Source organism: Variovorax boronicumulans NBRC 103145 (assembly GCF_001591345.1).
Classification (GTDB): domain Bacteria; phylum Pseudomonadota; class Gammaproteobacteria; order Burkholderiales; family Burkholderiaceae_C; genus Variovorax; species Variovorax boronicumulans.
In genome coordinates this window covers 25,790-49,277 of record NZ_BCUS01000041.1, presented here as the reverse complement: position 1 = coordinate 49,277, position 23,488 = coordinate 25,790, and the positions used below count along the sequence as shown (strand labels likewise).

25 protein-coding genes are annotated in these 23,488 nt (G+C 68.8%); 14 read left to right on the top strand and 11 right to left on the bottom strand.

Going from position 1 to position 23,488, the window contains the following annotated elements; translation table 11 throughout:
* From VBO01S_RS14195 to VBO01S_RS14165, 7 genes are all read left to right on the top strand, one after another.
* The coding region (locus VBO01S_RS14195; protein ID WP_157627366.1) for a phosphotransferase family protein at nt 1-592 on the top strand (592 nt) is incomplete at its 5' end.
* Nucleotides 592-966 carry a DUF6285 domain-containing protein gene (locus VBO01S_RS14190; RefSeq protein ID WP_062475232.1) on the top strand — a complete coding sequence of 125 codons (375 nt, stop codon included), beginning with the start codon at nt 592-594 and terminating at the stop codon, nt 964-966. The genes VBO01S_RS14195 and VBO01S_RS14190, both read left to right, overlap by 1 nt.
* A gap of 3 nt (nt 967-969) precedes the next feature.
* The gene (locus VBO01S_RS14185) at nt 970-2,253 is read left to right on the top strand and encodes an acyl-CoA dehydrogenase family protein (protein ID WP_062475230.1); all 1,284 of its coding nucleotides are present in this window, start codon (nt 970-972) and stop codon (nt 2,251-2,253) included.
* Between the two features lie 70 nt (nt 2,254-2,323).
* On the top strand, nt 2,324-3,541 hold the full coding sequence (locus VBO01S_RS14180) for an ABC transporter substrate-binding protein (protein WP_062475228.1): 1,218 nt from the start codon (nt 2,324-2,326) through the stop codon (nt 3,539-3,541).
* A gap of 37 nt (nt 3,542-3,578) precedes the next feature.
* Nucleotides 3,579-4,388 (top strand): enoyl-CoA hydratase-related protein, encoded by an 810-nt coding sequence (locus VBO01S_RS14175; RefSeq protein ID WP_062475225.1) that lies wholly within the window; start codon nt 3,579-3,581, stop codon nt 4,386-4,388.
* A complete protein-coding gene (locus VBO01S_RS14170) occupies nt 4,385-5,416 on the top strand; it encodes a phosphotransferase (protein ID WP_062475221.1) in 1,032 nt (343 codons plus the stop codon). Before VBO01S_RS14175 ends, VBO01S_RS14170 begins: the two co-directional genes overlap by 4 nt.
* A 62-nt stretch (nt 5,417-5,478) precedes the next feature.
* Nucleotides 5,479-6,435: a WG repeat-containing protein gene (locus VBO01S_RS14165; protein WP_082818131.1), complete on the top strand. Its 957-nt coding sequence runs from the start codon at nt 5,479-5,481 to the stop codon at nt 6,433-6,435.
* Nucleotides 6,436-6,470: 35 nt separating this feature from the next.
* Here the strand turns inward: VBO01S_RS14165 and VBO01S_RS14160 are convergent, their stop codons facing one another.
* Nucleotides 6,471-6,863 carry a VOC family protein gene (locus VBO01S_RS14160; protein WP_062475215.1) on the bottom strand — a complete coding sequence of 131 codons (393 nt, stop codon included), beginning with the start codon at nt 6,861-6,863 and terminating at the stop codon, nt 6,471-6,473.
* A 21-nt stretch (nt 6,864-6,884) separates the two neighbouring features.
* Nucleotides 6,885-7,334 (bottom strand): helix-turn-helix domain-containing protein, encoded by a 450-nt coding sequence (locus tag VBO01S_RS14155; protein WP_062475212.1) that lies wholly within the window; start codon nt 7,332-7,334, stop codon nt 6,885-6,887.
* A 353-nt stretch (nt 7,335-7,687) separates the two neighbouring features.
* Between VBO01S_RS14155 and VBO01S_RS14150 the strand changes: the two genes are divergently transcribed.
* The 4 genes from VBO01S_RS14150 (at nt 7,688) to VBO01S_RS14135 (ending at nt 10,607) form a co-directional block, all read left to right on the top strand.
* Entirely contained in the window at nt 7,688-8,650 is a 963-nt protein-coding gene (locus VBO01S_RS14150; RefSeq protein WP_255221120.1) for a hypothetical protein, read from the top strand.
* Nucleotides 8,647-9,699: a hypothetical protein gene (locus tag VBO01S_RS14145; protein ID WP_062475210.1), complete on the top strand. Its 1,053-nt coding sequence runs from the start codon at nt 8,647-8,649 to the stop codon at nt 9,697-9,699. Before VBO01S_RS14150 ends, VBO01S_RS14145 begins: the two co-directional genes overlap by 4 nt.
* 241 nt (nt 9,700-9,940) lie before the next feature.
* Nucleotides 9,941-10,213 (top strand): hypothetical protein, encoded by a 273-nt coding sequence (locus tag VBO01S_RS14140; RefSeq protein WP_062475207.1) that lies wholly within the window; start codon nt 9,941-9,943, stop codon nt 10,211-10,213.
* Nucleotides 10,214-10,379: 166 nt separating this feature from the next.
* Nucleotides 10,380-10,607 (top strand): hypothetical protein, encoded by a 228-nt coding sequence (locus tag VBO01S_RS14135; protein WP_062475204.1) that lies wholly within the window; start codon nt 10,380-10,382, stop codon nt 10,605-10,607.
* Nucleotides 10,608-10,629: 22 nt separating this feature from the next.
* Here the strand turns inward: VBO01S_RS14135 and VBO01S_RS14130 are convergent, their stop codons facing one another.
* From VBO01S_RS14130 to VBO01S_RS14110, 5 genes are all read right to left on the bottom strand, one after another.
* Nucleotides 10,630-11,547: an alpha/beta hydrolase family protein gene (locus VBO01S_RS14130; protein ID WP_082818132.1), complete on the bottom strand. Its 918-nt coding sequence runs from the start codon at nt 11,545-11,547 to the stop codon at nt 10,630-10,632.
* An 8-nt stretch (nt 11,548-11,555) separates the two neighbouring features.
* Nucleotides 11,556-12,536, bottom strand: coding sequence for a DMT family transporter (locus VBO01S_RS14125; RefSeq protein WP_082818130.1), 981 nt, complete (start codon nt 12,534-12,536; stop codon nt 11,556-11,558).
* Between the two features lie 35 nt (nt 12,537-12,571).
* A complete protein-coding gene (locus VBO01S_RS14120) occupies nt 12,572-13,393 on the bottom strand; it encodes a helix-turn-helix transcriptional regulator (RefSeq protein ID WP_062475201.1) in 822 nt (273 codons plus the stop codon).
* Between the two features lie 28 nt (nt 13,394-13,421).
* Nucleotides 13,422-13,787, bottom strand: coding sequence for a hypothetical protein (locus VBO01S_RS14115; RefSeq protein WP_062475198.1), 366 nt, complete (start codon nt 13,785-13,787; stop codon nt 13,422-13,424).
* Between the two features lie 87 nt (nt 13,788-13,874).
* Entirely contained in the window at nt 13,875-15,428 is a 1,554-nt protein-coding gene (locus VBO01S_RS14110) for a long-chain-fatty-acid--CoA ligase (RefSeq protein WP_062475195.1), read from the bottom strand.
* Nucleotides 15,429-15,629: 201 nt separating this feature from the next.
* Here VBO01S_RS14110 and VBO01S_RS14105 point away from each other — a divergent pair, with 201 nt between their 5' ends.
* Genes VBO01S_RS14105 through VBO01S_RS14095 form a run of 3 tightly spaced genes read left to right on the top strand, consistent with a single transcriptional unit; the run spans nt 15,630 to nt 19,797 of the window.
* Nucleotides 15,630-16,622, top strand: coding sequence for a tripartite tricarboxylate transporter substrate binding protein (locus tag VBO01S_RS14105; RefSeq protein WP_062475192.1), 993 nt, complete (start codon nt 15,630-15,632; stop codon nt 16,620-16,622).
* A 20-nt stretch (nt 16,623-16,642) separates the two neighbouring features.
* Entirely contained in the window at nt 16,643-18,769 is a 2,127-nt protein-coding gene (locus VBO01S_RS14100; RefSeq protein WP_062475189.1) for an acetate--CoA ligase family protein, read from the top strand.
* 41 nt (nt 18,770-18,810) lie between these two features.
* Nucleotides 18,811-19,797 carry a Bug family tripartite tricarboxylate transporter substrate binding protein gene (locus VBO01S_RS14095; RefSeq protein WP_082818129.1) on the top strand — a complete coding sequence of 329 codons (987 nt, stop codon included), beginning with the start codon at nt 18,811-18,813 and terminating at the stop codon, nt 19,795-19,797.
* A gap of 3 nt (nt 19,798-19,800) precedes the next feature.
* Here the strand turns inward: VBO01S_RS14095 and VBO01S_RS14090 are convergent, their stop codons facing one another.
* Genes VBO01S_RS14090 through VBO01S_RS14075 form a run of 4 tightly spaced genes read right to left on the bottom strand, consistent with a single transcriptional unit; the run spans nt 19,801 to nt 23,476 of the window.
* Nucleotides 19,801-21,012, bottom strand: coding sequence for a CaiB/BaiF CoA transferase family protein (locus tag VBO01S_RS14090; protein WP_062475183.1), 1,212 nt, complete (start codon nt 21,010-21,012; stop codon nt 19,801-19,803).
* 3 nt (nt 21,013-21,015) lie between these two features.
* The gene (locus VBO01S_RS14085; RefSeq protein ID WP_062475180.1) at nt 21,016-21,996 is read right to left on the bottom strand and encodes a Bug family tripartite tricarboxylate transporter substrate binding protein; all 981 of its coding nucleotides are present in this window, start codon (nt 21,994-21,996) and stop codon (nt 21,016-21,018) included.
* Nucleotides 21,997-22,007: 11 nt separating this feature from the next.
* Nucleotides 22,008-22,985 (bottom strand): Bug family tripartite tricarboxylate transporter substrate binding protein, encoded by a 978-nt coding sequence (locus VBO01S_RS14080; protein WP_062475178.1) that lies wholly within the window; start codon nt 22,983-22,985, stop codon nt 22,008-22,010.
* Nucleotides 22,986-23,026: 41 nt separating this feature from the next.
* Complete coding sequence (locus tag VBO01S_RS14075; RefSeq protein WP_062475176.1) at nt 23,027-23,476, bottom strand: hotdog family protein; 450 nt, start codon at nt 23,474-23,476, stop codon at nt 23,027-23,029.
* Nucleotides 23,477-23,488 lie beyond the last annotated feature (12 nt).

Below are 23,488 nucleotides of genomic sequence, written 5' to 3'. Positions count from 1 at the left end.
GGCCATGGCGCGCATCCATCGCCTGCCTGCGCACGGCTTGCCGCCGCTGCGCACGGCCGCCGCGCGCGCGGAACTCGACTTCCAGATCGGCCTGCACCGCAGCCACGGCACCGCGCGCCCGGTGTTCGAACTCGCGTTCCGCTGGCTGCGTGCGAACGCGCCGGCCGACGTGCCTGCGCCGGTGCTCGTGCACGGCGACTTCCGCAACGGCAACCTGATGGTCGGCGAGGAGGGCCTGCGCGCCGTGCTCGACTGGGAGCTGGCGCATTTCGGCGATCCGATGGAAGACCTCGGCTGGATGTGCGTGCGCTCCTGGCGCTTCGGCCACGGCGCGCTGCCCGTGGGCGGCTTCGGCACGCGCGAGCAACTGTTCGAGGGCTACATGGCCGAGGGCGGGCAGGTCGATGCCGATCGCGTGCGTTGGTGGGAGGTGCTGGGCACGCTCAAGTGGGGCATCGTCTGCGAGGCCATGGTGCATGCCTGGCTCAGCGGCCGCGAGCGCGATGTGGAGAAGGCCGCCATCGGCCGCCGCGCGTCGGAGGCCGAGTCGGACCTGCTGGCGCTGCTCGCCCCCGAGGAAGAGGCCGCCTGATGCAGGACCGCCCCGACATCGCCGAGCTGCTCGAAGCCGTCGCCGCCTTCCTGCGCGAGCAGGTGGTGCCGGCCACCGAAGGGCAGGTCGCGTTCCACGCGCGCGTGGCCGCGAACACGCTCGACATCGCGCGGCGCGAAGTGCAACTCGGCCCCGTCGCGCAGGCCAGCGAACTGACGCGGCTGCACACGCTGCTGGGCCCCGGCGCACCCACCGACCTGGCCGAAGCCAACCGCCTGCTCTGCACCCGCATCGCCTCAGGCGAACTCGACGCCGCCACCCCCGGCCTGATCGACCACCTGCGCCAGACCACGCGCGACAAGCTCGCCATCGACCAGCCCGGCTACGCCGGCGGCACAAAGAAGAAAGACTGAGCCATGGACTTCGATCTGCCCCGCGACCTCGTCGATTACCTCGCGGAACTCGACGCCTTCATCGACCGCGAGATCGCGCCACTGCAGGCGCAGGACGACAACGAGCGCTTCTTCGACCACCGGCGCGAATGGGCCCGCACCGACTTCGAGAACGGCGGCCTGCCGCGCCCCGAGTGGGAAGCGCTGTTGGCCGAGGCGCGCCACCGCGCCGACCGGGCGGGCCACCTGCGCTTTGCATTGCCCGCCGAATTCGGCGGGCGCGACGGCAGCAACCTCTGGATGGCCGTGATCCGCGAGCACTTTGCCGCGCGCGGACTGGGTCTTCACAACGACCTGCAGAACGAGCATTCGATCGTCGCCAACAACCCCTTCGTGCTCGCCATCCGCGACTTCGGCACGCCCGCGCAGTGCGACGAACTCATCCAGGGCATGCTCGACGAGCGCGTGCGCCTGACCTTCGGCCTCACCGAGCCGCAGCACGGCTCCGATGCCACCCACATGGAAACGCGCGCCGTGCCCGAAGCACGCCTCGGCCGCGCCGGCTTTCGCATCGACGGCGAAAAGATGTGGACCACCGGCATGCACACCGCCACGCACTGCGTGCTGTTCGCGCGCACCAGCGGGCGCGACGGCGACGCGCGCGGCATCAGCGCCTTGCTCGTGCCCGCGAAGGCCGAGGGCGTGAAGATCGAGGAGTACCTCTGGACCTTCAACATGCCCACCGACCACCCGCGCGTGAGCTTCACGAACGTGTGGGTGCCCGAAGACGCCGTGCTCGGCCCGCTCGACGGCGGCCTGGCCATTGCCCAGCACTTCGTGCACGAGAACCGCATCCGCCAGGCCGCATCGAGCCTGGGCGCCGCCGACTACTGCGTGCGCGAGAGCGTCAAGTACGCGCGCGAGCGCAAGCCCTTCGGCGAGGAGTTGGCGCGCAACCAGGGCATCCAGTTTCCGCTGGTCGAGCTGGCCACGCAGGTCGAGATGCTGCGCCTGTTGATCCTCAAGACCGCGTGGCAGATGGACCAGATGCCCAAGCCGCAGGTCGAGAAGCAGCTGTCCGACAAGGTCTCGATGTGCAACTACTGGGCCAACCGCCTGGTGTGCGAGGCCGCCGACCGCGCAATGCAGGTGCACGGCGGCATCGGCTACTCGCGCCACAAGCCCTTCGAACACATCTACCGCCACCACCGCCGCTACCGCATCACCGAGGGCTCGGAAGAGATCCAGATGCGCAAGGTGGCGGGCCACCTCTTCGGCTACATGGGGCCGAACCGGGCCACGGCCTGAACCGCTTTCCGACGACGACTGACGACGCAGGCCACCCGGCCACTCAGCAACACAGAAGGAGACACGCGACATGGTTCATCCGCTTTCCCGCCGCACGGCCCTGGCTTCCGGCCTTGCCACGCTCTGCACCAGCCTGCCGGCCCTGGCCCAGAAGAAGTCCGAAGCCGGCGTGAGCGACGCCGAGATCGTGCTGGGCATGCCCATGCCGCTGTCGGGGCCCGTGTCGGGCTACTCGGTGGTCGGCAAGGTGGCCGAGGCCTACTTCAAGAAACTCAACGAGCAGGGCGGCATCCACGGGCGCAAGGTGCGCCTGTTGATCTACGACGACCAGTACTCGCCGCCCAAGACCGTCGAGGTGGCGCGCCGCCTCGTCGAGGAAGACCAGGTGCTCGCCATCTTCGGCAACCTGGGCACTGCGCCCAACATGGCGATCCAGCGCTACATGAACGCCAAGAAAGTGCCGCAGCTGTTCGTGCAGTCGGGCGCCTCGCAGTTCGACGATGCCGCCAAGTACCCGTGGACCGTGCCCTTCCTCGGCAGCTACCAGGGCGAGGGCCGCGTGTTCGCGCGCCACATCATCGAGAACCGCCCCGACGCCAAGATTGCCGTGCTCATGCAGAACGACGACCTCGGGCGCGAAGTGCTCAAGGGCCTGCAGGAAGGCCTGTCCAAGCAGGGCAAGGCCAGGATCGTGGCGCAGGCCACCTTCGAGGTGACCGACCCCACCGTCGATTCGCAGGTGGTGCAGCTCAAGTCGTCGGGTGCCGACGTGCTCGTGATGGCCGCCACCGCGCGCACCGCCGCGCAGGCCATCCGCAAGGTCGCCGACGTGGGCTGGACGCCCGACCGCTACCTCAACTTTGCCGCCGCCTCCGTGAAGATGGCCTTCGAGCCCGCGGGCGCCGACAAGGCCAAGGGCGTGGTCGCGCTCGCCGTCTACAAGGAGCCCATGAGCCCGCGCTGGAGCCGCGACCCCGAGGTGCTCGAGTACCTCGAGCTGCTCAAGACCCACGCCAGCGGTGTCGACCCGAGCAACGGCAGTGGCGTGTCGGGCTACATCGTGGCGCAGCTCATGGCGCACGTGCTGCGCGAGGCCGGCGCCAACCCCACGCGCGAGAGCGTGCGCGTGGCCGCCAGCACCCTCAAGAGCCCGCGCATCTCGATGCTGCTGCCCGGCGTGGCCATGGCCAATTCGGCCGCCGACCTGCACGCCTATGCATCGATGCAGCCCGTGCGCTTCAACGGCGTGGACCTCGACCCGGTCGGGCCCGCGCTGAACATGAAGTGAACCCCACTTGTCTACTCATACCTTTCGGAGCCCACCCATGAGCCAGCCTGACGACCAGGACCCCCTTCTGTACGAGCGAGACGGCGACGTCGCCATCCTCAGCTTCAACATTCCCAAGCGGCTCAACCCGCTCACCCAGCCGCTGCAGGAGGCCCTGCGCCAGCGGCTCGCACAGCTGCGCGACGAAGGCGAGGTGCGCGCCGTGGTGCTCACCGGCGTCGGCAAATCGTTCTGCGTGGGCGCCGACCTCGGCAGCATGGACGCCAGCGCGCCCGGCAGCCTGGGCCAGCGCACGGCCGACGCGATGGAGGCGATGTCGAACCGCCTCATCGAAGACCTGCGCAGCATGCCCTTCCCCGTGGTGAGCGCCATCAACGGCCCCGCTGCAGGTGCCGGCGTGGGCGTGGCGCTGGCCGCTGACGTCGTGCTGGTGGCGCGCTCCGCGTACTTCTACCTGCCCTTCATGCCGCGCCTGGGCATCGTGCCCGACCTGGGCACCACCTGGTTCCTCGAACGGCTCGTGGGCCGCGCAAGAGCCATTGGCATGTCGCTGCTCGGCGAGCGCCTGTCGGGCGAACAGGCCGCGCAATGGGGCCTCGTGTGGGCCTGCGTGGACGACGCCGAACTGCGCGCCCAGGCCGTGGCCGTTGCACAGCGGCTCGCGCGCCTGCCTGCACACGCCGCGCACGAGATCCGCGCCGTGTACGAATCGGCCGCGAGCCAGTCGCTCGTCGGCCAGATGCGCCACGAGGCCGAGCGCCAGCGAGAGCTGATCGACCGGCCCGACTTCGCCGAAGGCGTGAAAGCCTTCCTGGAGAAACGCGAGCCCGTGTTCCGCCGGCCATGAGCGCAGCTGCAGACGCCACCCCAGCAGGCATCGAGTTCGACGCCGACCGCCTGCAGCGCCACCTGCGGCAGGCGCTGCCCGAGCTCGAAGGCCCGATGCGCCTGGCGCGCATCGGCGGCGGTCAGTCGAACCCCACCTTCTTCGTCGACTTCGACAACCGCGCGCTCGTGCTGCGCAAGCAGCCGCCCGGAGAACTGCTGCCCTCGGCCCATGCGGTCGACCGCGAGTACCGCGTGCTGCGCGCACTGGCCGCCACCGACGTGCCCGTGCCGCGCACCGTGCTGTACTGCGACGACCGCGCCGTGGTGGGTACGCCCTTTTACGTGATGGACAAGCTCGAAGGCCGTGTGTTGTCGAACTACGCGCTGCCCGGCATCGCGCCCGCCGAGCGCCGCGCGTACTACTTCGCCATGGCCGAAACCCTGGCGCGCCTGCACGTGGTCGACCTTGCCGCTGTGGGCCTCACCGACTACGGCCGCCCCGGCAACTTCTTCCAGCGCCAGATCGCGCGCTGGACCCGGCAGTGGGAGGCCTCGCGTACGCGCGAAGACGCCAACATCGACCGCCTCATCGCCTGGCTGCCCGCGAACTTGCCGCCGGGCGACCAGACCACCATCACGCACGGCGACTTCCGTTTCGGCAACCTCATGTTCCACCCCACCGAGCCGCGCGTGATCGCCGTGCTCGACTGGGAGCTGTCCACCCTGGGCCACCCGCTGGCCGACGTGGCCTACAACTGCATGGCCTGGCACACCGGCGCCGACGAGTTCGAGGGCATGCAGGGCATCGACCTCGCGGCCGAAGGCATTCCCACGCAGGCCGAGTACATCGCCCACTACCAGCAGGCCGGCGGCTGCGCCGAGCCGGTGACGAACTTCCACCTGGCGTTCTCGCTGTTCCGCTTCGCCGTGATCCTCGAAGGCATCGCGGCGCGCGCGAAGAGCGGCAGCGCGGCGGCGGCAGATGCGGTGCAGGTGGGCGCGCAGGCCGCGGGGTTTGCGCGGCGGGCGGTGGCGTTGATCGACTAGAAATCTGCGCCTGAGAAGCCTCCGTATCATTTCGACTGTCCCTCGGTACAGCGAAAGAGTCCATGCTTCTCATCAGATCCGCCACGAGCGGCCTCTTCGGATTTATCGATCTCGGAGGGGAGGTCGTTGTTCCTCCGCAGTTCCATGACGTCGGGCCTTTTGCCACGAACGGCCTTGCGGTTGCGCGGCTGGATCTCGAAAGCGAAACCGGCCTCGGGTTCATCGATCGAACGGGTCGCACCGTGGTCGGCCCGTCGTTCCATCAGGCCGAGGCTTTTTCCAGCCAGGGCATCGCCAAGGTGATCCTCGACCGGGAACAGCTGTTTCAGCACGGCTTCGTGGACGCCAAGGGCCGCAAGGTCTTCGCGTCGGTTTTTGAGTATGCCCGCTCGTTCGACGACTCGGGCCTCGCGATGATCCGGACCCCGGAAGGCACCTGCGGATGCATCGATGTCCGAGGGGAACTGGTGGTTCCGACCCTCTACGACGGGATCGGTGCATTCGCCGTCAATGGTCTCGCCAAGGCCAGGCGCGCCGACTTCACAGGATTCATCGACGTCACCGGCAAGGAAGTGCTGCGCCCGGCATTCAAGACATTCGGTGAGTTCGATGCGTGCGGGCTGGCGACCTTCAAGGGAGGCAACCATCGCCATGGCTACATGGACGCGAGCGGTGAACCCCGAATTCCGGCCCGCTATGTGGAGGCTTCCGGCTTCGCCAGGAACGGACTGGCCAAAGTCCGCATCGGGGAGAAATGGGGCTTCATCGACACGGCCGGGAATGTGGCGATCGAGCCCGTCTTCGACGACCTGTCGAGCTTCTGCTACGCGGGATTCGCCGTCTTTTTGCACACCAACAACAAATGGGGATGCATCGATGCCACGGGCGACGTGGTCATCGACCCCGTGTACGACGACATCGACCTGTCGTTCGATCCGCAGGTGCTCGAGGTCGTGCGCGACGGTGTTCGTGGCTACATCACGAAGGCCGGCACGTGGATCGGCAACTATCTCCGGTAGGCGCCGGCTGACCAGCTAGCCGGGCAGGGCGCCAGTCAGCCGCCGATGGGCGAGCACAGCTCGACCAGCGTGCCGTCGGGACAGCGCACGTACGAGACCACCTGCCCCCAGGGCTTGGTCACCGGCGCCGACAGCTGCGTGGCGCCGGCTGCGATTGCGCGGCTGTGCGCGGCGGGCACGTCGGGCGTCACGAGGCCCAGCTCCATGCCCAACGGTTGCACGGAATCCGAGGCGGCGACATGCCCACCCGGAAAGTTGGAATCACCGAGCGCGTGCGCGGCGAACGCCAGCGTGGTCTCGCCAGTTTCGAGTTCGCCATAAGTGCCCGATTCGTGCAGGAAGCGCGTGGTCAGGCCGAAGGCTTGCTCGAAGAACTTCAGCGACTGGGCGACGTCGGGAACGTAGACGATGGTGTAGCCGAGTTTCATGGTGTGCGGAGGGTGACTTGGTTACTGCGCTTCCAGCCGCTCTGCAATCTCGCGCGCCCCGAGTTCCCGCACCGTGGCCAGTCGCTCCAGCTGCGCCGCACGCGGGCGTGCCTTGCCTTGTTCCCAGTGATAGATCGTCTGGCCCGACACGCCGACCAGCTGCCCATAGATCGCCGCGGACAGCCCGAGCTTGGCGCGGTGCGCGGCCAGCCGGTTGGCGCTGAAGCGGCGCTTGGGACCGCCTGCGTCGGCGTCGTCGCCTGCAGCACCGGCTGCGGCAGTTGCCTGACGCGCGGCGCCCTTGGCGACCTTGCGCAATTCCTTTTCGAGCGCGCTCACCTGACGGCGCAAGTCGGCAATCGATGCCCGGTGCGCGACGGAGGCCTTCTTGAGGGTTTCGATTTCCGCTCGCACTTCCTTGCGAGCGACACGGGAGATTTCGGCTTTGAGGATGGAGGCGATGTTTGGCATGGGGGGATTGTGCTCAATTTGGGGACACAAATGGAGGGGGCGCTCTGTAGGCGGAAGCCGTCGTTTGCGGGCAACAGGCGTTTGAGCCCCCAATTGGTCTCGGAACTTTCTCGCTAAACGCCGAATTCCATCGTGCCGATGGATGCTTGTCTGAGGCGTTTAACCAAGGCCGTGCCTATCTCACAGAGAGGTTCCATGCGACGATTCGGGGCCGCGTTATCGGCCGGTATTGGACATTCGTCAAAAAAACAATTTGCGCCAATGGCGAGTCCACGCACACACAGGCGCTGTTACAGGGAGCACACATGGTATTTACTTCTTGCATTCGCAAAGCTCTGCTTGGCGGATGCTTCTTGCTGGTCGGACTGACCGCTTTCGCCCAGCCGGAGCTGTATCGAAGCGTTCTGGATCTCAGCTACAAGAGTGCAAGGCCCGCGCTTCCGGTCGCCGCCTACCGAAATATCAGCGAGGCGGAATTCAGGTCGATGGTGAACAAGGCGTTCCAGAAGTCGGACTTCTCTCTTGTGGCTGTGGGCCAGCAGAAGAACAAGTCGACGATCTTCGAATTCAAATTCAATGCCGATCCAAAGTGGCGGTTCGTACCGACAGTTCTCGTATCTGCCGAGGAGTTGCTCGATAGAAAGAAGAAGTGCAATCCATGCTACTTGAGATTTTTCGAGATAAAAAATGCGCCAGAGGTCAAGGCGCTTCCGTGGATGGCTCAGTACGACCTGAGCGCGCGGCTCTTGCCGGCGATCGACAACGCGTACGCGACGATCGAGTCTGTCGGGCGCGAACATATCGACCCTGCGTTTCGGTTCGATTACAAGCGGCAATGGGAAGGGGAAAAGACCTTGTTCGGCAACGCCTTCGTTGGCCTCAGTTTGCCCAGTCTCAAGGAGAACATTGTTCGCGCTTACCAGAGCGCTGGCTTCCAGCCCATTGAAGGCGAGGTTCCTCCGAAGGCCCCCGAGCTCACTCTGACTTTCAGCTTTCCCGTGGATCCGGCCAAAGAGGGCGGCGTGGTCTACAAGGTGAAGGTCCTCAGCCAGTACGACGCGGACGGCCATTGCTACCCCTGCGAGGTCATCGAATACTTCGATCCGCACCAGCAACTTCCCCCGGCGGGTCTGTCCGGCGTCGTGAGCCGTGCGAGCCTCGAGTCGAGATTCACGGCAGCGCGGAACGCGGCATACGAAAGCATGCGTACCGACCTCGAGCGTTATCTGCGGCCTCGCTCCGTGTTCTCGGTGCCGCCCAAACCAGCGCCCCTCGGGTCGCCACGTCCTCCGCCCATGCCGGTTGCGGCGACATGACCGCCCACGCGCAGCTTGCGGTAGGGAGCGGCACCAACGCCGCGATGCGCCAGGAGCATTGGTTCATCTTTGGCAACCTGTTCGTGGCGCTGTCGGCCGGGGCGCTGGCATTGTGGTCCGCGCCGATGATGCTGGCCATTCTCTATATCAATGTATGGCTGCTGGCGAACCCTCATCTGGTTGCGAACTACACGCGCATCGGCGCGATCTATTCGCGCCTTCGCCTGCGCTGGGTCCTGATCGTTGTCGCACCTCTCTTGATATTGGCGGCTTTGACGGTCATTGCGCTGGCCTATGAAGCGGCCGGGCTGCTCGCCCTGTATTTCGTGCTTCAGACGTTCCATGTTGCCCGCCAAAGCTATGGAATCGCCAGACGCCATGACCGGCGGTTTCAGGTGCCTTTCCGGAATCTTCCCTATTTGCTGGTCTATTTGTTTCCTGCGTGGGGGTACCTGCATCGCAGCGCGCAGGCGCCCCAAAGCTTCCTGGGGTACCCCATCTGGTTTCCTCCCGTTCCGCAGGAGTTGGCCTTTGCGGTGGGCATCGCAGCCACCGCCGGTGCATTGTTCTGGTTCGCTCGCCTGATGATGCATGCCAGGAGCGAGAAGCCGGCGAATGAGCCCTTCAACAGCTTCGTGCTCTCGCACCTGGTGATTTCGCTGGTTGGCTATGTCTGGATCAGCGACATCACGGTGGGCTGGTTAGTGGTCAACGTCTGGCACAACATTCAGTACCTGATATTCGTGTATCGCCAACGGCGTCCTGAAATCACGACGGAAAAAGGCGGCGATAAACCAGACAACGCTTCGGCACGCCACAAGCCGTTGGTTGCGGTTCTGAAATCCCCCGCGACTTTTTTTCTGACGTGTTCAATCGTGGGCGCTGTCTTGTTCGTGGCTGCCGATCGTGTTGGCGAAAGTCTTCTTTGGCTGGGGCTTCCGACCATTCTTATCGCGCACTTCGTCTTGAACTTCCATCACTACTTGGCGGACGCCGTGATTTGGAGGCGGCGTCGTGCTGGCGGGCCTGACGGTGTTTCGTCGCGCTGATTGGCGAAAGACCCTCCCTCAGGTCAGGCGCCTGACACCACCACTCATCCGAAGCGGCGTCTGAGCCACGACCGGTTGCAATGGTCTGAGCCTTGGGCAAGGTTCGCGATACCGGGATACCCGGAGTGCCAAGAGATGCTACCTCCCGGATAACACGCCGCGATCAGCGCCATGCTCGGAACAATCGCGCTGAACAGCTCCGCGCGATTCAAGCGCGGACATCACTACTGGCAGTCCAGCGATGCACGGAACGCCGCATTTACTCGCCATTCTTCGAAGAGAGCTTGCCGCCGCCGGGTTCACCCTCGGCGACGTGGCGAGTGCGCTCGGCACATCAGAACGGTGTGCCGAAACCTTGATGGCGAACGGAGCCATGAAACTGCGGGATATCGACAAGCTTGTCGAACTGCTGCGCCTGGATTTCGACGAAATCCTGAGCGAAGTGGGCTATCCCCGGCCCGTCGGCGCACCGCTGGCTCTCTCAGCTTCCGTTTCGAGCCGGTTTGAAGAGTAGTGAATCGTGCGAGGCGCTCATTGCACACCGCTTGCACCAAGAGCTGCACGCAGTGATTGGCTGGTAGGGCGAAGGTGGATTCGCAGACCTGTCGACCTATCATCCGGCTCTGCTGAGCCTCAACCCGCAGCGCACGGCATCGTCATCTTTCATCCGCAGAGCAGACATGAACAACGAGAAATGGGAAACCACCATCCTGAGCGACACAGCGCACGAGCACCTCGTCGCGGAACTGAGTTTCGATGGCCAGTTCCTGTTGCTGCTCGACCGCGAGGAAGGGCGAGACCAGCTCTGCGTTGCGTTCCCCGCGAAGGACGGAAGCCTCGGCTCACGCATTCCTCTTCCTGACTTCATCGCGCAGTTGAACGCCGCGGCAGCCGACTTGCGCCGTTAGCGCGCGACGGTGCCGCACCACCTCACGGTGCCGCCAGATACCCCTCCACCGCCTTCCCCCACAGCCCCTGCTGCCCGAGCAGCCCGTGCCCGCTCGCGCCGCCCTCCAGCGTGAAGCTCTCGAAGCGCCCCTTGCCGCCCGCCTCGCGAAAGGCTTCGAAGTTCTTGCGGCTGTGCGACATCGCGTAGAACGGGTCGTTCTCGCCGTAGAGCCACAGCGTGGGCTTGGCAAAGGCCGCGCCGCGGCGGAAGGTGGCGGGGTTGATGGCGTCGGCGGTGTTGCCGGGGCACTTGTCGCCCATCCAGCCGCCGACGAAGTTGATGACGCCCTGGAACATGTCGGGGTGCAGGCCCGCATACGCAACCGCGAGGATGCCGCCGCGCGAGTGGCCTGCGATTTCCATGCGGCGGGTGTCGACGTCGGGGTCGCGCTGCAGCCACGCGACGGCGGCGTCGAGGTCGGCCACGGCGCGGTCGAAGCCGGCCAGGGCGATGGCGGGTTCGCAGCTGTAGTGCTCGCGCTTGGCGGTGAAGCCTTCGTCGTACAGGCCGTCCGACTGGCCGCGTCCGCGCCGCTGCGGATAGGCGATGAGCCAGCCGCGCTGCGTGAACCAGCGGGCGGTTCGCTCGGGGGCCCAGGTCTGCTTGAACAAGGCCGGGTCGTTGCCGATGCCGGTGGAGCCGTGGTTGAACACGACCGTGGGGAACGGGCCGGCGCCGTCGGGCTTGTAGATGACCATCTCGAGCGTGACGGGCGCGCCGTTCTCGACGAAGGGCGTGGGCACGCGCACGACGCTGCGTTGCAGTGGCGATGCCGGGGCCTGCTGCTGTGCTTGCGGTTGTTGCTGCGGCTCCGGTCGCTGTGCCCAGCCCGCGCCGCAGAAGGCGAAGAGCGACGCGAACGAGGCGGCCACGAGCGCGGCGGTGCGAAGGCGATTCATCTTTTTCTTCATGGGCGAGTGCTTTCGGAAGTGGGCAAGGACGCCGCCGCATTCTGCCCCGGGGCCTGCCGCTCGCTGTCGCGTTGCGCGGGCACCCGCCACCGCAGCGCGCCGCTCGCGAGCACCACACCGGGCACCACGAACGACAGCGCCAGCAGCGCGGGGCGCGTGACGGGCTCGTTCATCCACCAGGCCGCGCCGAGGGTGGTCAGCACGGGCACGAGCGCGGACGACAGCGCGGCGCGTGCGGCGCCCAGCCGCGTGATCGCCACGCCGTAGACCACCAGCCCCAGCAGGCCGGCGACCACGCCTTGCCCTGCGGCCTGCATTGCGATGTCGGTCCACGGCGCGGCGAACAGGCGCGGCGGGCCGGCGAGCCACAGCAGCGGCAACAGCAGCAGGGTCGACGCACCGTTGACGAAGGCCGCGCCCTGCCAGGCGCTCATGCCGCAGCGGCCGAAGGCCAGGGAGTAGACGGTCCACAGCAAGGCCGCCAGCAGAAAGAGCAGGTCGCCGCGCCAGTGCTGCTGGCGCAGGCCCTCGCCGAAGCTGCCCGCCGCGAACACGGCCATGCCGACGGCGATGGCGGCCAGCCCGAGCAGGCGCAGGCCGTGCACGCGTTCGCCCCGGTAGACCCACGCGCCCAGCGCGGTGAAGAGCGGCAGGCTGCCGGCCATGAAGATGCCCATGTGGCTGGCGGGCGCCCACTGCGCGCCGGCCAGCACCAGCAGGCCGAAGGGCAGGCCGCTGCCGACGACGAGCAGCACGAGCGCGCCGCGCGACGCGCCCGGCGGCACGAGCCTGCCGCGCAGCCACAGCGGGCTGAGCAGCAGCGCGGGAATGCCGTAGCGCAGCAGCGCGAGGTCCATCGGCCCGAGCGCGGTGGCGGTCACGCCGTGGCGCGACAGCAGCTGCCAGGCGCTGCCGATGAGGGCGGCGGCCAGCGCGGCGAGCGCGCCGGTCCAGAGGGTGCGAGGCGATGTCGTCATCGGGCCAGTCTGTGGCCCGGCCGGCGCGAAAGCTATCAGATTCGTGCGCCTGCTGCGCCGGCCGGCCCGAGCACGCGGCGGGCCTCGCCGAGCGTGACGCCCACGCCACGCCGGAACACGGCGCCCAGGTGGCTCTGGCTGCAGTAGCCCAGGTCGTGCGCCAGGCCCGCAAGGTCGCGCTCGCCGTCGGCCAGCCGCTCCATCGCCGCCGCCAGCCGCAGGTGCTGGCGGTACTGGTGCAGGCTCAGGCCGGTCTGCTGGCGAAAGCGACGCGCCAGGTGAAAGGGCGAGCGCGATACGGCCTCGGCCAGTTCGTCCAGCGAGAGAGCAGGCCGCGCGCCCGGGCCGCTGCCTTCGGACAGCAGCAGTTGCCGCGCACGCGCGACAGCGCCGTGCCAGGGCGCCTGGTGCGGCGCGCTGCCCAGCTCGGCGACGAGCGCGGCCACCACGGTCGCGGCCTGTGCGCTGTCGGTGTCCGGCAGCTGGCGCCGTGCTGCGTGCATGCGGTACAGCGCCTGCGGCGTCAGCAGGCAGACGCTCACGCCCGCCGCGCTTTCACCGTGGGCCGGGCTCACCGACGCCTGGCCGCTGACCACGAGGCTGTGCCGCACGGTCGCGGTCTCGGGCCGCAGCCGGTAGGCGGTGGCGTCGCCGAAGCGGATGGCGGTGAGCGCGTCGGTCAGCCAGGTGTGGTCGCCCGAGCGCACGTCGAGCCGCGTGCGACCGATGGGGAAGACGACGCGCGGCGAGGCCACGGTGTACAGGTCGCTCCACGCCGGCCCCTGCGGCGCGTGCAGGCGCACATGCGCCACCTCGAACCCGCGTCCGGCATAGAGAAGGGTGCGGTCTTGCGGCATGCGAAGCGTGAACGCACGACAGGGTGGATCAGCCCAGCGCGGTCCAGTTGCAGCGCAGCTCGTACTGCGTGCCGCGGTAGCTGAGCGTGCCCGTCGCGCCGGCCACGCGCAGCGCCACGGCCACCTGCGGGCGGTCCAGGCCGGTGCCGCGCGCGCGCATGAACTGGCGGCGATGGTCGACGAAGCGCTGCTGCAGGCTGAAACGTTCGGTCTCGCCGGCATCGGAGGCGGTGTTCGCCACGATCAGCTCGGTCAGCTGGCCGGTCGAGAGGCTGAACTGGATCTCGACCGCATACGGCCGGCCGTCGCACTGCAGGCTGCCGTTCGCAAAGGCGGGCGACAGGCCAAGGAGCAGAAAGCAGGGCAGGGCGAGAGCGAGGAGGCGGCGGTGCATGTCGCAGTGGGTGCAGGTGGCGGCCCGCCACCATACCCCAAGCAGGTGAAACACACCCGTACACACCCAGACACACCCGCCGGCGCGTCACCCCACCTTGCGCGCGCGCCCTTCCCAGTGCGGCTCGCGCAGCTTGTACTTGAGCATCTTCCCCGCCGGCGACAGCGGAATCTCTTCGCGAAACTCCACGCTGCGCGGGCACTTGTAGCCTGCGATCAGCGTCTTGCAGTGCGCCACCAGCGCCTCGGCGCTCAGGGCCTCGCCGGCGCGCAGCACGACCACGGCATGCACGCGCTCGCCCCACTGGTCGTCGGGCACGCCGACCACGGCGCACATCGAGACCTGCGGCAGCTGCGTGATGGCGTTCTCGACCTCGGCCGAGTAGATGTTCTCGCCGCCGCTCACGATCATGTCCTTGAGCCGGTCGACCACGTAGACGAAACCGTCGGCGTCCATCACGCCGCCGTCGCCGGTGTGCATCCAGCCATCGCGCAGCACTTCGGCGGTCTGCTCGGGCTTGTTCCAGTAGCCGGCCATCACCATCGGCCCGCGCGCGGCGATCTCGCCGACGGTGCCGTTCGGCACGGGCCGGCCCTCGGCGTCGACGATGCGCACTTCGGCGATGGGCACGGGCCGCCCGGCCGAGCGGCGGCGCGCGGCCGGCTGGTCGGGGTGGTGGCACCACGTGGGCAGCACGGTGACCACGGGCGACAGCTCGGTCATGCCGTAGAGCTGGCAGAAGCCCGCGCGCGGCAGCTTGTCGATGGCCTGCAGCAGCAGCGCGTCGTCGATGGGCGCGGCGCCGTACAGCACCAGCTGCAGCGGCGTGGTGTCGAACTCGCCGAAGCGCGGGTGCTCGATGAGCCGCTTGAGCATGGTGGGCACCATGAAGGTCTCGCTGGCGCGCTCGTTCAGGATGGCCTCGAGCACCTTCACTTCGTCGAAGGCCGGAATGATGACCTGCGTGCACAGCCGCATCATCAGCTGCAGCGTGAGGCCGGTGCCGCCCACATGGAACATGGGCGCCATGTTCAGGCCCACGGCCTCGGCGGGGCGCGTGGCGGCTATGTTGGCCGAGAGCTGGCCGGTGTAGAGGTTGCCGTGCGTGAGCATCACGCCCTTGGGCAGGCCGGTGGTGCCGCCGGTGTACATCACGGCGGCCAGGTCGGCGCCGCCGCGCCGCGCGTCGGGCACGGGTTGCGCCTGCGCCATGAGCGCCTCGGCGTCGGCCATGCCGTCGGGCGCGGGGCCGTCGCCGAAGTGCACCAGCGTCTTCAGCGAGCGCGAGAGTTCGCGCTGCTGCTGCGCCACGGCGCCGAAGTGCGCGTCGGACAGCAGGATGCGCGTGTCGCAGTCGTCCAGCGAGTACGCGACCTCGCGCGCGCTCCAGCGGATGTTGACGGGGTTGATCACGCCGCCCGCCCACCAGGTGGCGTAGAGGTACTCCACGTAGCGGTCGGAGTTCAGCGCCAGCAGGCCCACGCGGTCGCCGGGTTGCAGGCCCAGCGACTGCAGCACGGCCGCGAGCCGCGCCACGCGGTCGACGAACTGGGCGAAGGTGCTGCGGCGCTCGCCGCACACGAGGGCGGTGGCGCCGGGGCGTTCCTGCAGGGCCTTGTGCAGGGGCTGGGTGAGGTCCATGGACTGCGGTCTCCGTCGGTCGGTTCGTTGTTGTGCGCCGAGTATGGAAGGGACGCGCCGCGCCGGCATCGTCGGAAGCGACGGGATCGGAAGCGCTGCAGCGGCCAAAGTCGTCCGAAGCGACGGTGACCGGCCAAGGGCTGCGCGCGACCATCGCCGAAGAACGAACGATTCGACTGTTCGACCGACCGGAGACAAGCCATGCATTCCTTCCCGACCGACCCGGCGCGCCGCCGCCTGATCCACGGCGCGGCGCTCGCCGCCGCGGGCACCGCGCTGCCCTTCCTGGCGCGCGCCCAGGGCCTGTTCGGCAAGCAGCCGATCACGCTGCTGGTGCCCTACCCCGCGGGCGGCGCCACCGACGTGCAGGCGCGCGCACTGGCGCTGGCGGCCTCGCGCGAGCTGAAGCAGCAGATCGTGATCCTCAACCAGCCCGGCGTGGCCGCCACGTTGGCGCCGACCACCATGGCGCGCAAGGCCGCGCCCGACGGCTACACGCTCTCGCTCATGCTGAGTTCGCTCTACCGGCTGCCGCACCTGCAGAAGGTGAGCTACGACCCGGCCACCGACTTCACCTACGTGGCCAACGTGACGGCCGCCACGCTGGGCATCACGGTGCGCCAGGACGCGCCGTGGAAAGACCTGAACGCGCTGCTGGCCGCGGCCAAGGCCAAGCCGGGCGAGGTGTCGTACGGCACCACGGGGCGCGGCGGCACCTCGCACGTGTCGATGGAGCGGCTGGCCGCGCTGGCCGGCGTGAAGTTCAACTTCATTCCCTTCAAGGGCGCGGCCGAGCTGTACAACGCGCTCATGGGCGGCCATGTGGACGCGGTCTCCGAGGCCGGCTTCGGCGCCGCCGTGGCGGGCGGGCGCGTGCGCCTGCTGGCCACCTTCAACGAGGCGCGCTCGCCCACGCGGCTGAACGTGCCGACCGTGAAGGAACTGGGCTACGACGTGGTGGCCAACGGCTCGTGGGGCATCGCCGGCCCGCGCGGCATGGACCCGAAGGTGGTGCAGGCGCTGCAGGAGGCTTTCCGCAAGGCGGTGGACGACCCCGAGTTCCTGCGCACGCTCGACCTCAACGACTACGTCCGGTTCTACATGGACAGCCCCGCCTACACGGCCTGGGCGCACAAGACCTACGCCGACGAGAAGCGCTTCGTGAGCGACCTGCGCATCAAGCTCGACGACTGAACCCGACCTTTCTTCCTGCCATGACTTCCTCTTCTTCCTCTTCTTCTCTTCACTGCTTCCTCCACCCCAAGGCCATCGCCTTCGTCGGCGCCACCGAGCGCTCGGTGTGGTCCAACGCGGCGCTCGCCAGCCTGCGCACGCTGGGCTACGCGGGCCAGCTCTACCCGGTGAACCGGCGCGGCGGCAGCTTTCATGGCATGGCGGCGGCCACCTCGGCCGAGGCCATCGGCGAGCCGGTCGACACGGCGTTGCTCATGGTGCCGGCCGACGCGCTCGACGACGCGCTGGCCGACCTGCAGCGCGCGGGCGTCGGCAACGCCGTGCTGCTGAGCTCGGGCTTCGCCGAGGCCGGCGAGGAAGGCCGCGAGCGCCAGCGCCAGCTCACGGCCAAGGCGCGATCGCGCGGCCTGCGCATCCTCGGGCCGAACTGCCTGGGCTTCGTCAACTTCGTCGATCGCTCGGCCGTGTGGACCGCCTCGCTGCGCGAGCCGCTGCCGGCGGGCACGCTGGGCATCGTGTCGCAAAGCGGCGCGCTGGCGGGGCAGCTGTCGTTCATGGCGCAGGTGCACGGCATCGGCCTGAGCCGCATGGTGTCGACCGGCAACGAGTCGGACATCGACATCGCCGAGGTCATCGACTATCTGGTGGACGACGAGCACACGCGTTCCATCGCCGTGTTCGCCGAGACCGTGCGCGACCCGCAGCGCTTTGCCGCCGCGGCCGAGCGCGCGCTGGCCGTGGCCAAGCCCATCGTGGTGCTGAAGATGGGCAGCAGCGAGATCACGGCGCAGGCCGCGCAGGCCCACACCGGCTCGCTGGTGGGCGATGACCGCGTGTTCGACGCCATGTGCCAGCGCCTGGGCCTGATGCGCGTGCGTTCCATCGAAGACCTGGTGTTCACCGCCGCCTTCGCCAGCATGACCGGGCCCTTCGCGGCCGGTGGGCTGGCGGCGGTGTCGATGTCGGGCGGCATGTGCGAGATCTTTGCCGAGCGCGCCGAGGAAGAAGGCCTGGTGCTCACGCCGCTCGCGCCCGCCACCGAGGCCGCGCTGCGCGAGGTGCTGCCGGGCTACGGCACGCCGCAGAACCCGCTGGACGTGACTGGCGCCGCCATGCTGCAGCCCGAGCTGTTCGGCAACGCGCTCGAAGCGCTGGTGCGCGACCCCGCGCTGGGCGCCGCCATCGTCGTGGCCGACGTGCCCAACGCACCGGCCAACGACACACCGCTGAACCGCGCCGTGCTGGCACAGGTGTCGCGCGGGCTGTCGGCCAGCCCGGTGCCGGCCATCGTCTGCAGCCACTACGTGATGCAGGTGAGCGAGCGGTCGCGCGAGCTCATCGCCGAGACCGGCATCCGCCACGTCGCCTGCGGCATTCACCATGCGATGAGCGCGGCGGGTGCGGTGCGCCGCTGGTCGGAAACGCTGCGCCGGCGTCAAGGTGCGCAAGGTGTCGCTGCTGCGGTGCCGGCCACGCCACCCACGCAGCCCTTGCGTTCGGAGCGCGAGACGCTCGACTGGCTCTCGCAGCGAGGCGTGCCAGTGGTGCCCGTGCGGCTGTCGCGCAGCGCCGACGAGGCCGCGCGCTTCGCAGAAGAACTCGGCGGCCCGGTCGTGCTGAAGATCGCCTCGGCGCAGATCGCGCACAAGACCGAGGTCGGCGGCGTGGCACTCAACCTGCAGGGTGCCGACGCGGTGCGCGCGGCCTGGCAGGCGATGGACGCGCGCGTGCGCGCCGCGCGGCCCGAGGCCGAGATCGACGGCATCCTCGTCGCGCCGATGCGGCAAGGCGGGCTCGAGCTGTTCGTGGGCACCGTGCGCGATCCGCAGTGGGGTCCGGCGCTGGCCGTGGGCCTCGGCGGCATCTGGGTCGAGGCGCTGCGCGACACCAGCCTGCGCCTGCTGCCCGTGACGCCCGCCGAGGTGAAGGACATGCTGGCCGAGCTGCGCGGCGCGCGCCTGCTCGACGGCTGGCGCGGCGCACCCGCGGCCGACCGCGACGCCATCGCCGAAGCCGTGGCCGCCATCGGCAACGCGGCGCTCGCGCTCGGGCCCGAACTGGTCTCGCTCGAAGTCAACCCGCTGCGGGTGGACGGCCGCACGGTCGAGGCGCTCGATGCGCTGGTCGTGTGGGGCGCGGCGGGCTGAACGACTTTCATCGTCAAGAAAACCAACAGGAGACTTCTTCCATGCTGCAACGACGTCGATTCGCGCAATGGGGCGCGAGCGGACTTCTCGCCCCCGCGCTCGGTGCCTTGCCGAAGGCGCAGGCGGCCGATGCCTACCCGACCCAGCCGATCAAGGTGATCGTGTCGTCGGCGGCCGGCGGGCTGGTCGACGGCATCGCGCGCACCATCGGCGAGCGCATCGCCAAGCCGCTGGGCCAGCCGGTGCTCATCGACCCCAAGCCGGGTGCCAACGGCGCCATTGCCGCGTCCTTCGTGGCCAAGGCGCCGGCCGACGGCCACACGCTGCTGTTCGCCGTCAACTCCTTCGTGCTCGCGCCGCTGCTGATGGCCAAGCCCGGCTACGACGTGTTCAAGGACTTCGCGCCCGTGTCGCTGTCGAACTACGGCCTGCTCGTGTTCGCGGTGGGCGAGGGCGTGCCCGCGAAGAGCATGCGCGAGTTCGTCGCCATGGCCAAGGCGCAGCCCGGCAAGCTGAGCTTCGGCTCGGCGGGGCAGGGCTCGTCGGGCCACCTCTACGGCGAGAAGCTCATGCGCGACGAGGGCCTGCAGATGACGCACGTGCCCTACAAGGGCGGCGCGCCGCTGATGATCGACATCCTCGGCGGCCAGGTGCAGGGCGGCTTCGTCACCATGGGCGAGGCGCTGCCGCACGCGAAGTCGGGCCGCGCGAAACTGCTGGGCGTGTTCGGCACGCGCCGCATGCCGCTCGCGCCGCAGATCCCCACCTTCACCGAGCAGGGCTTCAAGGGCTACGAGCACGGCGGCTTCTGGGGCTTCTTCGCGCCCACCGGCACGCCGCAACCGGCGATCGACAAGCTGGCCGGCGCGGTGCGCTTGGCCGTGGCGCAGCCCGATCTGCAGGAACGCATGATCGGGCTGGGGCTGGAGCCTTCGGGTGAAGGACCGGGTGAGTTGATGGCGGCGGTGCGGCGCGAGAACCTGCTGTGGTCGCGGCTGATCAAGGACATGAACCTGAAACTCGAATAGACCTCAGGCCCGCGCCACCACGCCGGCGGTCACCAGCGCATCGACCGCCGCGCGTTCGAACCCGAACTCCCCCAGCACTTCGTCCGTGTGCTCCCCCAGCGACGGCGCGAGCCGCTGCACGCCGCCCGGCGTGGCCGAGAGCGTGAACGGCACGCCGGGAAAACGCAGCGTGCCTTCGGTCGGGTGCTCGGCGTCGTGCCACAGGCCGCTGGCCTTCAGCTGCGGATCGTCGGGCAGCTGCTGCAGCGTCTGGATCGGCATCGCCGGAATGTCGGCCTGGCGGAACGCCGCCACCCATTCGGCCGTGGTGCGCGCGCCGGTGGCGCGCTCGAGTTCGCCGAACACCACCGTGTGGTTGCGCACGCGCGCGGCCAGCGTGGCAAAGCGTTCGTCTTCGCGCAGCTCGGGCCGGCCCACCACTTCGAAGAAGCGCAGCCACTGCGCGTCGGTGTAGGGCACCAGCGCGATGTAGCCGTCGGCCGTGCGAAAGGGCTTGCGCACGCCGGAGCGGATCGAGCCGTACACCATGTCGTCGATGGGCGGCTGGACGGTGTGGCCCCACAGGTGCTCCACCATGTTGAAGGCGGTCATGGTCTCGAACATCGGCACGTCGACGGCCTGCCCCTGCCCGCTGCGCTCGCGGTGGAAGAGCGCGGTGACGATGGCATACGCCGCGTACAGCGCGGTGGTCTTGTCGGCCACGAGCGCGGGCATGTAGCGCGGCTCGCCGGTGTAGATCGATTGCAGCTGCGCCAGGCCCGAGGCGGCCTGGATGATGTCGTCGAAGGCCGGCAGGCCCGCATACGGCCCCTCGTCCGAGAAGCCCTTGACGTGCGCGCTCACCAGCCGCGGGTTGAGTTCCAGCAGCCGCGCCGCGTCGATGCCGATGCGCGCCGCTGCGTCGGTGCGCACCGAGTGCACGAGCACGTCGCTGCCGCGCACCAGCGTGTCGAGCACCTCGCGCGCGGCGGGTTGCTTCAGGTCGAGCACGAGGCTGCGCTTGTTCCGGTTGCACGACAGGTACAGCGACGACATGCCCTTGTGGCGCGCGGGCCCGACCGAGCGGGCCAGGTCGCCCTGCGGCGCCTCGACCTTGATGACGTCGGCGCCCATGTCGGCCAGCATCTGGCTGGCCAGCGGGCCGAGCACCACGGACGACAGGTCGAGCACCTTGACGCCTTCGAGGGCGCCGCGAAGAAGGGGAGGGGGCGTCATCGGTCAGTCCTCCAGGCGGATGCCGGTCTTGTCGATCACGCGCTTCCAGGTGTCGGCGTCCTGGCGCAGCACCACGGCGAACTCGGCGGCCGTGCTGCCCACGGGTTCGATGTTCATGTCGCGCATCTTCTTTTGCACCTCGGGCTTGGCGATGATGGCGGCCACGGCCTTCGACATCTTGTCCACGCGCGGCTGCGGCGTGCCGGCCGGCAGGAACAGCGCAATCCACGCATAGGGCTCGAAGCCCGCGTAACCCGCCTGCTGGAAGGTCGGCACCTGCGGCAGCGTGGCCGAGCGCTGCGTGCCCAGCGCCGCCAGCGCGCGCAGCTTGCCGCTTTGCAGGTAGGGCAGGGCGGTGCCGGTGTCGAGCACGGCCACGCGGATGTGGCCGCCGAGCAGGTCGGTCACCATGGGCGCGGCGCCCTTGTAGGGCACGTGCGGCATGTCGACGCCAGCTTCTTTCTTGAACAGCTCGCCGTAGATGTGCGAGGTGGTCGCCACGCCGGTCGAGCCGTACGAGTACTTGCCGGGCTCGGCCTTGAGCAGCGTGACGAGTTCGGCCAGCGTCTTGGCGGGCACGTCGGGCGTCACGACCAGGGCCGAGGTCGAGATGCCGATCTGCGACACGGCCGCGAAGTCTTTCACCGCGTCGTACGAGAGCTTGCGCTGCAGCGCGGGCATCTGCACGTGCGTGGTGATGGTGAAGAGGGCGGTGTGGCCGTCTTTCGGGGCGCGCGCGACGGCGGCGGCGCCGATGGTGCCGCTGGCGCCCACGCGGTTGTCGACGACGACGGGCTTGCCCCAGGCGGTGCCGAGTTCCTGCGCGACCAGCCGCGCGATGTTGTCGGTGATGCCGCCGGCGGGGAAGGGCACGACGAGCGTGACGGGCTGCGAGGGGTAGTCGGCCGGTGGCTGTTGCGCGGCGGCGGGCAGGGCGAGCAAGGCAGCCAGCGCAATGCCGAGCGTGGAGGAAAGAGGTGTCATGGCGTGCGGTCTCAATCGAGCTTGATGTTCTTGGCCTGGATCACCTGCTTCCACCGCGCATGGTCCGCGCGCATGGTGGCGGTGAGCTGCGCGGGTGTGCTGCCGACCGGGATCACGCCCAGGCCCTCGATGCGCGCGGCCTGCTCGGGGCTTTGCACCACCTGGGCCACTTCGGTCGACAGGCGCTGCGCGATGGGCTGCGGCGTGCCGGCGGGCAGGTAGATGCCGAACCAGCCGACCGACTCCATGCCGGCGAAGCCCTGTTCCTTGAAGGTGGGAACGCCGGCCGCGAGCGGGGCGCGTGCGGTGCCGACCACGGCGATCGACTTCGCCTTGCCGGCCGCGACGTGCGGGCCCACGCCCTTGGCCGAGACGAACACGGCGTCGACGGTGCCGCCGAGCAGGTCGGTGATGGCCGGCGCCTCGCCCTTGTAGGGCACGTGCAGCAGCTGGATGCCCGCGGCGTCCTGCAGCACCTCGGCGTACAGGTGGGCGCTCGATCCGTTGCCGTAGGAGCCGTACGAATATTTGCCGGGCGCGGCGCGCGCGAGCTTGACGAAGCCGTCGAGGGTGTCGACGCCGAGCTTGTTGCTCACGGTGAAGACGATGGGCAGGCGGCCCGCTTCCGACACGGGCACGAAGTCCTTGAACGGGTCGAAGCCGGCGTTGGGGTACAGCAGCGGGTTCTGGATGATGGAGGTGAGCGAGAACAGCACGGTGTAGCCGTCGACCGGTGCGCGCTGCACGGCGGTGATGCCGATCTGTCCGTTGCCGCCGGGGCGGTTGTCGACGATGACGCTCTGGCCGAGCCGCTTGCCCAGGCCCTCGGCGACGATGCGCGCGAACACGTCGGTGCCGCCGCCCGCGGCGTAGGGGACGATCATGCGGATGGGTTTGTCGGGCCAGGTTGGCTGCTGCGCGAAGGCGCTGCTCGTGGCCAGGGCGGCGGCCAGCGCGAGGGCGTGGCGGCGGGTGAATCTGCTGTACATGTCTGTCTTGTCTCCGATGGTTTTTCTGTCTGGGTGCGATGTCAGGGCGGCAGGCTCACGACGGCCAGGCCGGGGCCGACCGATACGCCGTGGCGGTTCTCGCTCCACAGGCGCAGGTCGAGGCGATGGCGGTGCGCGGCGTCGGCGCTGTCGTCGATCCACTTGCGCTCGACCTGGCCGCGCACGGTGACGGTGTCGCCCGCGGTGTTGAACGACTTCATGCGAAAGCCGCGGATGGCATGCAGCACGCCGGCCGTGCCGATGTACTCGCGAATCGCGCGCTCCCACATGCCCTGCAGCAGCATCACGTTGGCGTACATCTCCGGCGCGCCGGTCGATTGGGCGTGCTCGGTGTTGTGGTGGATGGCGTTGAAGTCGCGGTTGGCGCCGGCGGCCATCACGAGGCGGTAGACGGTGAGGGGGAAGGGCACGGGGGCCAGGGTGTCGCCCTCGTTGACTTCGTTCCAGTGGCGTTGTTCTTGCCAGTTCATCTTGTTGCTTTC